At 62.0% G+C, this 12288-nt stretch carries 10 protein-coding genes and 1 pseudogene; 7 read left to right on the forward strand and 4 right to left on the reverse strand.

Annotated elements, in window-relative coordinates:
• The 5 genes and pseudogenes from sdhB to NCR40_RS25975 all read left to right on the forward strand — a co-directional run.
• A pseudogene (sdhB, locus tag NCR40_RS25955) lies at positions 1–84 on the forward strand (succinate dehydrogenase iron-sulfur subunit); the annotation flags it as partial.
• A 361-nt stretch (positions 85–445) separates the two neighbouring features.
• Complete coding sequence (locus NCR40_RS25960; RefSeq protein WP_250511114.1) at positions 446–2878, forward strand: glucose/quinate/shikimate family membrane-bound PQQ-dependent dehydrogenase; 2433 nt, start codon at positions 446–448, stop codon at positions 2876–2878.
• Between the two features lie 75 nt (positions 2879–2953).
• Positions 2954–3985 (forward strand): porin, encoded by a 1032-nt coding sequence (locus NCR40_RS25965; RefSeq protein ID WP_250511115.1) that lies wholly within the window; start codon positions 2954–2956, stop codon positions 3983–3985.
• A gap of 190 nt (positions 3986–4175) precedes the next feature.
• Positions 4176–4592, forward strand: a complete 417-nt coding sequence (locus tag NCR40_RS31375; protein WP_284503456.1) for a rubredoxin — start codon at positions 4176–4178, stop codon at positions 4590–4592.
• Between the two features lie 140 nt (positions 4593–4732).
• Entirely contained in the window at positions 4733–5131 is a 399-nt protein-coding gene (locus NCR40_RS25975) for a hypothetical protein (protein ID WP_250511116.1), read from the forward strand.
• A 15-nt stretch (positions 5132–5146) separates the two neighbouring features.
• Here the strand turns inward: NCR40_RS25975 and NCR40_RS25980 are convergent, their stop codons facing one another.
• Complete coding sequence (locus NCR40_RS25980; RefSeq protein WP_250511117.1) at positions 5147–6310, reverse strand: GNAT family N-acetyltransferase; 1164 nt, start codon at positions 6308–6310, stop codon at positions 5147–5149.
• 301 nt (positions 6311–6611) lie between these two features.
• Between NCR40_RS25980 and NCR40_RS25985 the strand changes: the two genes are divergently transcribed.
• On the forward strand, positions 6612–7190 hold the full coding sequence (locus tag NCR40_RS25985) for a DUF1993 domain-containing protein (RefSeq protein ID WP_250511118.1): 579 nt from the start codon (positions 6612–6614) through the stop codon (positions 7188–7190).
• Here the strand turns inward: NCR40_RS25985 and NCR40_RS25990 are convergent.
• The gene (locus tag NCR40_RS25990; protein WP_250494336.1) at positions 7185–8051 is read right to left on the reverse strand and encodes a LysR family transcriptional regulator; all 867 of its coding nucleotides are present in this window, start codon (positions 8049–8051) and stop codon (positions 7185–7187) included. The genes NCR40_RS25985 and NCR40_RS25990 overlap by 6 nt on opposite strands.
• A gap of 117 nt (positions 8052–8168) precedes the next feature.
• On the opposite strand from NCR40_RS25990, the gene NCR40_RS25995 reads away from it, so the two are divergent.
• Positions 8169–8747: a DUF4865 family protein gene (locus NCR40_RS25995; protein WP_250511119.1), complete on the forward strand. Its 579-nt coding sequence runs from the start codon at positions 8169–8171 to the stop codon at positions 8745–8747.
• Between the two features lie 75 nt (positions 8748–8822).
• Here NCR40_RS25995 and NCR40_RS26000 read toward each other — a convergent pair whose 3' ends face one another.
• Positions 8823–9995, reverse strand: coding sequence for an acyl-CoA dehydrogenase family protein (locus tag NCR40_RS26000; protein ID WP_250511120.1), 1173 nt, complete (start codon positions 9993–9995; stop codon positions 8823–8825).
• Positions 9996–10145: 150 nt separating this feature from the next.
• On the reverse strand, positions 10146–12002 hold the full coding sequence (locus NCR40_RS26005; protein ID WP_250511121.1) for an AAA family ATPase: 1857 nt from the start codon (positions 12000–12002) through the stop codon (positions 10146–10148).
• Positions 12003–12288 lie beyond the last annotated feature (286 nt).

Below are 12288 nucleotides of genomic sequence, written 5' to 3' on the forward strand. Positions count from 1 at the left end.
TGCGTCGACGTGTGCCCGAAGGGGCTCAACCCGACCAAGGCGATCGGCAAGATCAAGGAATTGATGGTGCGCCGCGCGGTGTAGCGCGAATGGCGTAACAAGCATTGAACGACTGCCGAAGCTGAGCGTGAGTCAGCTTCGGCAGTTGTCGTTTGAGAGCTAGCTCAAGCGCGCAAACGTCCCGTCGAAAAGGGACAGATACTGAGAGTAACTAAGCACATTTTTAACTATCCGGTTAGAATATCGAGATTGCACAAGTGCCGTCGTCGGCACCGTTAATCGCCATGCTCCCCGCATGGCGTTGAGAAGGGCCATGCCGCGCGCAACCCTGCGCCGTGCAGCAACGCTTCGTCTGCAAGCCTGTTTCGCCGATGCGTTCCCATCCAGCGTACCGAAGGCTCTATCCTTCGCGACCGACCGCGCCCGAGCTTCTTGGAGAAAATAGATGTCTACGAGTAATACCCGTGTTTCAGCCGCGCTGAGAACCGGTTGTGTGTTGTTGGGGCTCGCAATGCTGGCCACGGGTCTGTTCTTCGTTGCAGGCGGCGCGAAGCTCGTCTTGCTGCACGGCAGCCCGTACTTCGTGATCGCCGGGATCGTGATCGCCGTGGCCGCGGTGCAGTTGATGCGCGCGCGGTCTTCCGCGGTCATCGTCTATGGCGTGGCGTTCGTCGGCACGCTGATCTGGGCCTCGATCGACGCAGGCTTCGATTTCTGGCCGCTGGTGTCGCGTCTCATGTTGCCGACGGGCTTCATGGTGCTCGCGTTGCTGCTATGGCCGTCGTTGCGCAAGCATGAGAGGGTGACGCCCGTGTCGAAATGGGCATATGGTTTGAGCGCGCTGTTTGCGTTGGGCATGGTCGTCACGTTCGTGCAGATGTTCGAACCGCACGACCCGGTCGCCTTCGAGGGCACGCCTGCGCCGCTCGCACCGCTTGCACAAAACGACGCGCAGAAGAATTGGAGCAACTATGGCAATACGCCGGGTGGCAGCCGCTTCGTGGCGCTGAACCAGATCACGCGCGACAACATCAAGGACCTGCACGTTGCATGGACTTTTCATACGGGCGACGTGCCGGTGAGTCCCGGTGGCAACGGCGCGGAAGATCAGCAGACGCCGTTGCAAGTGGGCGATCGCATCTTCATGTGCACGCCGCATAACAACGTGATCGCTGTCGATGTCGACAGCGGCAAGCAAATCTGGAAGCGCGAAATCAATGCGCAGGCGCAGGTGTGGAACCGTTGTCGCGGCCTCGCATACTTCGATGCCACGCAAGCGCTTACGCAGCCTTCGGTCGCGGGTTCGACGCCCGTGATCGCGCCGACGCTTGCATCGGGCGAAGCGTGTCAGCGCCGCATCCTGATGAACACGATCGATGCGCGCCTCGTTGCCATCGATGCCGATAACGGCGCGCTCTGCGAAAGCTTCGGCGACCATGGTTTCGTGAATCTTAAAGCAGGCCTTGGCGCAGCGGATGCCCCCAAGTATCAGCTTACTTCCGCGCCGACGCTTGCAGGCACGACCGTGGTCGTAGGCGGGCGAGTAGCAGATAACGTGCAGACCGACATGCCCGGTGGCGTGCTGCGCGGTTTCGATGTCATCACGGGGCAAATGCGCTGGGCCTTCGATCCGGGTCATGACGATCCCAACGCGCAACTCGAGCCGGGTCAGACCTTTGCTCGGAGCACGCCGAACTCGTGGGCGCCCATGTCGTACGATCCCGCGATGAACACGGTGTTCATCCCGATGGGCAGCTCCTCGGTGGATCTCTGGGGCGCGAACCGCACGGCTCTGGATCATCGTTATGCCACGTCCATCCTCGCGCTCGATGCCACGACGGGCAAGGAGAAGTGGGTCTACCAGACGGTCCACAACGATTTGTGGGACTTCGACGTTCCCATGCAGCCGAGCCTGATCGACTTCCCCGAGAAGGATGGTTCGACCAAATCTGCCGTGGTGTTCGGCACGAAGTCCGGGCAGGTCTTCGTGCTCGATCGGCTTACGGGTCAGCCGCTCACGCGCGTCGAGGAAAAGCCCGTCAAAAAGGGCAGCATTCCCGGCGAGCAGTATCCCGATACCCAGCCGTACTCGGTCGGCATGCCGCTCATCGGCGCCGATACGCTGAAGGAATCGGACATGTGGGGCGCCACGCCTTTCGATCAACTCATCTGCCGAATCAGCTTCAAGTCGATGCGTTACGACGGTCTCTTCACGCCGCCCGACACGGACATCTCGCTGAGCTTTCCAGGCTCGCTCGGCGGCATGAACTGGGGCAGCCTTTCGACCGATCCGAATAGTCATTACATCTTCGTGAACGACATGCGCCTCGGCCTCTGGGTGCAGATGATTCCGCAGAAGACCGACAACGTGCAGGCCAGCAACGGCGGCGAGTCCGTAAACACCGGCATGGGCGCGGTGCCGCTGAAAGGCACGCCTTACGCCGTCAACAAAAACCGCTTCATGTCGCCGCTCGGTATCCCTTGTCAGAAGCCGCCTTTCGGCACGCTTTCCGCGGTCGATCTAAAGACGCAGAAGATCGTATGGCAAGTGCCTGTGGGCACGGTGCAGGACACGGGTCCCTTCGGTATCAAGATGGGGATGAAGATGCCCATTGGCATGCCGACGCTCGGCGGCACGCTGGCGACGCAGGGCGGCCTCGTGTTCATCGCGGGGACGCAAGACTACTACCTGCGTGCCTTCGATAGCGCGACCGGCAAGGAGGTATGGAAGGCGCGTCTGCCGGTGGGAAGTCAGGGTGGACCGATGAGCTATGTATCGCCGAAAACGGGCAAGCAGTACGTGCTCATCTCGGCGGGCGGCGCGCGACAGTCGCCGGATCGGGGCGATTATGTCATCGCCTATGCACTGGATCATTGAGTACGCGCCGTCGCTTGGTTAAAGTGACGGCTTCTCTTCGAGCCTGTCGGCCTGGCGCGTCAGCACAACAACAATATGCGTCTTACATCTCTTTCGGGCCGCTGTCTGGCCCTGACCCTGCTAGGCACGTTTGGCATGGGCGCTACGGCGGTTCATGCGCAGAGCGCCGTGACCTTGTATGGAACGATCGACACGAGCATCGAGGTGACGAATCCCGGTTCAGGGTGGACGCCGCGCATGGATTCGGGCGCGTATCGCGGTTCGCGCTTCGGCATGCGGGGCGCCGAACCACTGACTGGCGACACGCGTCTCCTGTTCGATCTCGAAAGCGGCTTCAGTTCCGCTGACGGGACGCTTGCGACCGCGGGCACCTTGTTCAATCGTCAGGCATGGATCGGCGTCGGCGCGCCGTGGGGCGAAGTGCGCATGGGGCGTCAGTATTCGCCGATCTACATTCCGTTCAAGGGACAACTCGACGCCTTCGGTGCCGGGACGATCGCATCGGGTCTCAACAACCTGTCGAAGATCACGCCTTATACGGATAACGGCATCACGTATCTGTCGCCGGACATTCACGGCTTCACGACGACCATCATGTTCGCCTTGCGCGATGCCGGCGCGGGCAATGGCTTGTCGGGCAATTACGAAACCTTCGCGTATCGCAACGGGCCGTTCCGTATTGCTTACGCGCATCAGGACACGCAGGGCAGCACGGGGCTACGTTCGAATCTGGGTGGCGTGTCGTATCGCTTCGGCAAGACGACGGCGTTTCTCAACTTCTTCAATGGCGATGGCGGATCGCCGCGTTATCACGACGACGGCATGTCCGTCTCGATGCGCTACGCGTTCTCGCCGGCTCTGCGTGCATCGCTTGGTTATGCTTATGCGCGCGATCGATCGGGCGGCGACAATAACGCGGACCAGTTCAGCATTGCGTGCGAATACGATCTTTCGAAGACATTGATGTTCTACGCGACAGGCGCGATGCTGCGTAATCGCGGCGATGCCACCTTCACCTTGCGCGGTGTGAATGTGACGGGGCTTCCGGCCGCGTATCCGGGTGCGCCGATTCGCGGCGTGCAGATCGGCGCAATCGAGCGATTTTGAGCGGCTCCAGGCGGCTTTAAGTGACTCTAGGCGGCTTTATCGAAGTGTGCCGATCAAACCGCGCAACGCGACGCGCAACAGATCGTCCGATGTCGGCTCGCCGACGAACTTCATCGCGGGCGCATGTCAAGTCAGGCATCGAAATTCAGCATCATTTGACCTATCCGAAATAAGAAGTCGAACAGAATCCATGTACAAAAAAGGCGCGGCACTCGAATTGCAGTTTGCTCCGGCTCGTTTGAATAGCGGCGCTGGCGATCCCTACTGGATCGATCTGACCGTGGAAGAAGCGCGACGTCTTCATGCCGAACTCGACGCGTACCTCGCCGCCGATCGCGAGCGGGGCGCAGACCCGCTGGTGGTCACGCTCGACCGTGGCGCAGAGGACGAGACGCTCAAGGACGAGCAGCCGCCAGCGGCACGCTCCCACGTCGAATCCGAATTCAAGCAATGGGTCTGCGTGATCTGCGGATGGATCTACGACGAAGCCACGGGTGATCCTGAACACGGCGTTGCAGCCGGCACGCGCTGGAGCGACATTCCGGACGACTGGCGCTGCCCGCTGTGCGATGTCGGCAAGGAAGACTTCGCGCTGGTCGAGTTCTGAAAGACCTTCGTTCGTTTCATCGAGTTACCGAGTTGCCGAGTTGCCGATTAGCGGGCGACCTTGCATCGGCGCTTGTCCGTGGTCTGTCGCGGTGGAAGGTATCTGCGATAATCGGCGCATTGCATCGAGACCCCACCGCCATGCATCCATTGCTCAACGCCGCAGCACTCGCAGAACGCGCGCAAGCCGCCGAAGATCGCGCGCGGGGTGTTGCATGCGACTGCACGAAGACAGCCCTCGATGGCTGGCAATCGCAGCCTTTATCGCTAGACGAAGCGGCGCTCGTTCAGGTCGGCACGCTCATGCCGCCGGATGATCCCGAGCCGACTTACGCGGAGTATCCGCCGGGGAATTCGCAATACTGGTCGGCGGAGGCACCTATCGCGCCGCGCTACTTTCCGTATAACCGCTGCGACGTGTGGGAATGCTCGAAGTGCGGCAGGCTCTATTTGCGTTATACGGAAGGCGGCGGTTATTTTGTCGATCGTCGCATTCGCGCGCTCAAGGCGCGTCTCGTGGAAGACGCCGCGCTTGAATAAAGCGCGCGGCGCGACTCATCCCTTGCCGCGCGCGGGAGCGCTTTCCCCCTCGGGCGCAGGTGTTCCCTTCGATGTCCCTCGCGCCGCGCTGACAAGATCGCGCAGCGTCCGCACGACACGGTAGCCGATCAATCCCCAAGTCGTATTGGCAATCTGCATCGTCCATGCATGGCTGCCGTTGTTGCGGCTCCAGTAGGTCTTGAAGCGCTCGGAACCCACGCCGAAGTCGATGTCATAGCGCTGCTCGAAGGCCCACTTCACGCTGTGTTCCCATGCAATGGAGCCCGGTCCGAACCGGCCGTATTCCGCATTGAATCCCGCGATGACGGCGTTCGCCATCGGATTGCCGTGACTCATGATGACCGCGGCCATTGGCTGGTCGTCGAGTGTCACCATCATGAGTCGCGCGGGCGGTTCCTTGTCGGACGTCTCGCCGCGATAGGTGAGCGTGGAGATGAGAAAGCGTTCATAGTACGGCGAAAACAGCCATTTTCCGCGCTTGCCGACACGGCCGCTCCAGCCACGCTTGGATTCGAGCATCCAGCGCACGTAGCGCGCGATTGCTTCGGTATCCGATGTATTGACCATACGAATACTCAGTGCGCCTTCCTTGGCCAAGCGACGTTCGAGCTGACCGGGCTTCTTGCCGAACATCGTGCCGAGCGAACCGGAGAACGTCTTCCAGTCGCTTTCGTCGCGCAATTTCGCTATCCACGATTCATGCCGCGACCGGCCGAGAATATGCCGCTCCGCCGACGCAATGCGATGCAACTCCGACCCTTCGTTCATGTAGGGCAGGTGGATGAAATCCGTCTTGAAGCGTTCACACGCAATACGCCATGCGCGCTCGATCAGCGCCCGTGCGTCCTGACCGTCCTCGACGAGCACGCTGGTGTAATCGCCGGCATCGGGGCTAAGGGGCAGCAGATACGTCCACAGTGCGCGTCGATAAGCAACGAGCGGCCACACCAGCCGAAGCTCGCCGTTCTCGCGCAAGACGATGCAGCGCAACTTGCGGCGTCGCGGTTTGGCAACGTGCAGCCACGCAAGCAGAGACACATCGAAACGCTGGAAGTAGCGGCCCTGTGCTTTCAGCCAAAGCGTCTCCCATTCGTCCTTGAGCGCACGCAAGCCAGGCTCGTCGCAGACGAGTTCGATTCGTATCTCGGAGTCGCGCATCGGGTCGCTCTTGACTGACTGTCCATCCTTGAATATCCCACGACTTCAGAGCGACTTAGGTTCGGGATCGCTCATAGGTTTTCATGATTTGCGCGCCGTCACGCAGACCGTAAGGTTAGAGTAATTTAGGCGTCAGATTGTCGATGCTTTGCCGAAGCAATGGCGCATGTATCGCGCTACATGCGAGCGCTTCATGATGGAAACGCATGTAAGCGTTTGCGCACCGCAACGTGCATGTGCAAGGCGGAAGCCTGACGCGCGAGGCGTATATGATGGCAGCGTCTTACTTCCGGGAGCGACCATGCAGCCGACTACCTTGCTTGTCCCCACTTTCACGCAAATGCTGAAAGGACTTGCCGCCTGGCTCGACAAGGCCGACGCGCATGAGAAAGCGCGTGGCATGACCGCCGATGCATTGCTGCCGTTGCGTCTCGCGCCCGACATGTTTCCGCTCGCGGCACAGGTGCGCTTTGCCTGCTTTCAGGCGCAGGAGCCGGTGCATCGTCTGCTTGGCGCGGCGCTGCCCGATGCGCTGATAGCGCTGCGCGCGGAAGGCGCTCATTCGAACGAGCAACCCGGCACTTTCACAGATGCAAAAGCCTGCATAGCGGATGCCATCGGCTTTCTGTCGAACGTCGCCCCGAACGCATTCGATGAAGTAGGCAGCCGGCCCGTCGCGCTCGATCTTCCCAACGGCGTCGTCTTCGATATGACTGGCGAGCAATACGCGCGCGACTGGGCGCTGCCGCAGTTCTATTTCCATATCATGACGGCCTACGCGATCCTTCGTCATCATGGCGTGCCGCTTGGCAAACCCGATTACGTGGCGCACATGCACGCCTACATCAGGCCAGGAACGCTGCCGGGCGCGAATTCATGACGCAGGGTTGCCGTATGCCGTCGAACGAATTGCTGCGCCGAGCGTGCGCAGCGTTTCGCGCGCTTGCCGGTCGGTGAGACTGGAGTACATGACGACATCGCGTGCGGGCAGCGGCGGCAACTCGAAGCGCGATCCGACATCGATCGTTCCCTTCGGCGTGACGCGTCGTCCGAGCGCGGCAGCTGCCAGTCCCGCCGATACCGCCGCGCCTATCGTGCCCAATCCGCCGCCCACGAACACTTCCGTCCACGCGATGCCGGCTGTATCGAGTGCATCGATTGCCATGCTGCGCACGCTGCACGGCGGAGGCTGAGTCGCAAGCCGCAGCGGCTCGCCATCGCAATGCTGAAAGTCGGGCGCGGCCATCCAGCCGAACGCTTCCTCATGAATGGTCTCGCCGTCCAGACGCCGGCTGTCGTGGCGCAGAACGACGGCGGCATCAAGCAGGCCTGCGTCGAAATCCTCGAGCAAGTCGCGCGATGACGCGATTCGCATCTGCAGCACGACGCCCGGTTCCGCCTCGCTCACGCGCCGCAGCAAAAGCGGCAGTTCCGTACCGACGATATGGTGGCCGATGCCGATCGCCATGCGGCGAGTACCAGCGCCGAATGAACCGAGCGCGCCCTGATGCGCGGCAAGCAGCGCACGCGCCGGTTCGAGAAACGCGCTGCCTTCCGCCGACAGACGCACGAGCCGTGGCGTGCGTTCCAGCAGCCGGCGCGCGAGGCTATCTTCCAGACGCTTGATCTTCAGGCTGATAGCGGATTGCGTGGAATCCATCGCCTCGGCCGCGCGGGTGAAGCTTTTGAGGTCCGCGGTGAGCACGAATGCCTGCACGGCCTCGATATCGAGAGTCTTCATGGTCATTCGTTTTTCGAATCATTGAAATATCGATTCATATCGTTTTCAAATGATAGGGCGATGGGTATTCTGAATGCAAGCATCTTCCACGCTCGTTCACTCTCGAAAGGATCGATTATGCTGCTCGCTCAATATGCTCATCGTCTCCCGGCCGATTACGACACCGGCATCATTCGCGCGCGCGCAAAAGAACGCGGACCCTTGTGGGACGACTTGCCCGATCTGCACTTCAAGGCATTCCTGCTGCGCGAGAGCGGCCGTCATGGCGCGCTCGAAAACACTTATTCGTCGCTTTATCTGTGGCGTCGTGACGAGGCCTTCGGATCCTTTCTCGTCGATGGCCGCTTCAAGACGGTGACGGACAGTTTCGGACGGCCGCGAATCGAAACGCGCTTCGCGCTCGATGCCGCGAGAGGCCCGGCACGCATCGCACGCTTCGTGTACAAGGAAGAACTGGCTGTCTCACCGGACACGGATTTGCAAACGGTGTTCAAGGCGGAGATCGAGCGCAACCGGCAGACGGCCGCCGAGTCGCATGTGGTCAGCGCGGCGGTCGGTGTGGACGCACAGCAGTGGAAGTTGACGCGCGTAGTGGTGAGCGAACGCGAGCCCGATGCAACGGGCAAGGCGATCGCCTACGAAGTGCTGCATTTCGCGACGCCGTTGCTGCACGAGCTGGAATCGGCGAGCCGTTGATGATGCGCGAACCGGCGTATGGGCCGTGGCTCATCTTCGCGGTTCATGGGCCGGTTTGTATCGATGGAAGCCAGGCTATGAGTAGAACGATGGCGTCGGCATGCGTCCGTTGAGCGCCCACTCGCCAAGCTCGCGCACCTTGTAGTCGATCGGATCGTGCAGCGTATGCACGCGCACGTTGCGCCAGAAGCGGTCGAGTCGTAACGCGGCGGCGGTCGATCGCGCGCCGGTCACGTCGAACATGCGATGCGCTACATCGAGACCCGCACGCGCCGCCGCCACACGCGATGCCGCCACCGCGACGGCCACGTCGCCGCGTTCGTCTTCGGTGAGCGCGAGGCCGCGTTGCCATGCGGTATCGAATTCATGCATGGCGCGTTCGGCAAGGAGCCGCGCGCTTTCGAGCGCGAGCCAGAAGTCGCCGTAATGCGCGAGCACGTATGAGTCTTCGCTCGGGCGCGCCGCCGGCGATGCGATCCACGGACGCGTCTGCGCAAGCGTCGACTCGCGCGCCGCCTGCAGCGCGCCTTCGCCGATGCCGAGATAAATGTGGCTCAGGATCGATTGCGCGAGCAGCGGCCTTAAGCACGCGAACGGGCTGGAGAGCGGGCCGGGATCGTCGAGCAGTTCGTCGGCTGCGACTTTCACCTGATCGAAGCGCACCGTGCCGCTATCGGTCTGGCGCTGTCCCATGTTGTCCCAGTCGTCGAAGATGGTGATGCCTGCGCGCTTAGTAGGCACCACGCCGATCAGAAGACGTCCATCGGACTTGAAGGCGGAAGCGAGAAGCCGGTCGGAGTCGGTGGCGCCGGAGCAAAAGCTCTTGCGGCCGTCGAAGATATAGCCGTTCGCGCCGTCCGCTTCGGCCCGCGTGCCCTGATCCAGCGGGTTGAGCGCGTTGCCCCAGAACCATCCTTCCTCGATGGTTTGGCCGAGCCACTGGCGAATCTGCGCGTCGCGGCCGAAGAGGCGGATAGTCGCGAGTTGCAGATGATGGAACGCGAAGAGATGCGCGAGCGAGCTATCGACTTGCGCCATGCGTCGGACGACATCGAGTGTCGTGGACCAGTTCGCGCCATCGCCGCCGTATTGTTCGGGCACGCTCAAGCGCAGCAGGCCGCTTTCACGCAGGAGACGGCGCTCGTGCAGAGCGGTGCCGCCGGCTTTGTCGCGTGCGGCGGCGGTTTGCGCCCATTCGCGCAGCAAGGCTTCAAGGGTTGCGCTCAAGGCATCGTCGATGTGGGTCATGCCGGTGTCTCCCGATAGCGTTTCGCCATATGCGGGGACACGAGCGTATCCCGGCGCCTCGCAAGGTAACGCACGATAGCGCGCCGGGCAAGTTATCGCTTGATAAGAGCCTGTCTTGCGGATGACTTCTCGCGCGAGCCAGGTGCCGCACTACGCAGCCAATGCCTCCACCACCTCATCGACTTCGGCCAAGGCAACCGCATGCTCGCGAATCAGCCGATAAACCGTATCACCCGGCACCGTCTCATCCTCCAGCAACTGCGCGGCAATCGCGCGCAGCACGGGCTCGTTCGCGCGCAGCAGCGCGTAGCAGGCATCGTTCAGATCGTGCAGAAGCCGATTCGCGTGTTCGATCGCGTTCTTGAGCTGCAAGCCCGCATACTGCTGCGGCAGCGATGCAAGACTGAAGAGATCGCCGTCCGCGTTGAAGCCTTGCTTCGACACCATGTCGAGACCGATGCGCGATGCTTCCTGAAGATCGTGCGCCGCGCCGCTCGATGCTTCGCGGAACATCAGCAGTTCCGCATTGCGCCCGCCGAGCAGCACCTGAATCTCGTTGCGCAGTTCGGTTTCGCGGTACAGGTGCTTGTCCTGCATCTTCGTGATCAGCGCCACGCCCAGCGCGCCGCCGCGTGGCAGGATGGTAACTTCTTCCAGCACGCCCGTGCCGAGCAGCGCGGCGACGAGACCGTGTCCGGCTTCGTGAACCGCGATACGCTTGCGCTCGCTCTCCGACAACGCACGTTCCGCACCGTTGATGTCGCCGATGCGCGCAATCTTCACCGCTTCCACGAAATGCTTTGCACCGACTTCGCGCTCGCCCGCCTTGCGCGCGACGAGACCCGCCTGATTGACGATCATCGACAGCGTGGCCGGCGACACGCCGGTAGTCAGACGCGCGAGCTGATCGAAGTCGATATCGTCTGGCTTCGTCTTCAGCTTGGCCGCATAGAAACGCAGGATCTCGGCGCGATCCGCGAGATCTGGCAGCCGCACCTGAATGGTCCGGTCGAAGCGGCCCGGGCGTCGCAACGCTTCGTCGAGACTGTCCGGATGATTGGTCGCCGCGACCACGATCACGCCTTCGTTCGAAGCGAAGCCGTCCATTTCCGCGAGCAACTGATTGATGATGCGGTTACTTTCGGCTTCCACCGGACCGCCGCCGCTATCCGTGCGCTTGCCGAGCCCGTCCGCCTCGTCGATGAAGATGACCGTCGGCGCGTTCTTGCGCGCAAGTTCGAACAGATGCTTGACCTTCTGGATACCCACGCCGTAATACTTCGCGCTGAAGTAGCTGCCCGTGATCGCGATGAAGTTGGCGCCGCATTCGCCCGCGAGCGCTTGCGCGAGACGCGTCTTGCCGACGCCGGGGCCGCCCGTCATGAGGACGCCGCACGGCGCGCGCACGCCCATGCCGGTGAATTGCGCGGGGTCGGTGAGCCACGCCTGCACATCGGCGAGCGCCGCCTTGGCTTCACCCGCGCCGATGACGTCGGCGAAACGCAGCGTCGGCGATTTGGCGAGCAGACGCGCGCCGCCTCGCATTTCGCGGCGCATGAACCAGATCAGACCGCCCATCATCAGCATCGGCAAGAGCAAGCTCAAGGCGTCGCGCACGAGGTCGAACCGGTCGGTCCAGCGCGCCATGCCCGTGCGCACGTTGACATCGGGGAGCCAGACCAATTGGTAGGGCGACGCGTTGCCTGATTTCAGGTCGCCGAGCAGCAGGGCGTTGGAGAAGGCGCCGTTATGATCGGCGACGAAGTATTGGTCGGCATGAAGCGTCGAGACGAGGATGGCGTCGCGGCTGACGCCGATCGCGGCGACGTCGTGTTCGCGGATATCGCGCATCATCTCCGAGACGTCTTTTTCCCGATGCGTCCACGGCGACGCATCGCGGCGCATCTGACTCGCGACGCCTGCCACCGTCGGCGTGGTCTGCGTAGCGGCCGGTTCGTCGCGCGAAAGCAGCACGCTCACGGCTGCCACGAGCACGGCTGTGGTCATGCCACACGCGATGAAGCGGCCGATGCGCGACCGTAGCAGTTTTCTGAGCCTATCCATTAAACATGTCCTGAGGGGCGCGGCGAGGCGGCCGTTGTAGCTGTCGTGATTCGATCTGACGAGGCGCTTGCAATGGAGCGAGTTACGCACTTTGCGAGCGCTCGAGTGACGCGTGTCGTACTCAAATTGAATGACGGCAGAGGGCGCGCCAATCTTTAGTGGCGGCTTGAGGCGGGACGCTGAAGCGCGAGGGCAGCTTCGGTAAAAATGGGGAGTTGCGAGCTGCCGG

It is taken from the genome of Caballeronia sp. GACF4 (assembly GCF_023631025.1).
Taxonomy (GTDB): Bacteria; Pseudomonadota; Gammaproteobacteria; order Burkholderiales; family Burkholderiaceae; genus Caballeronia.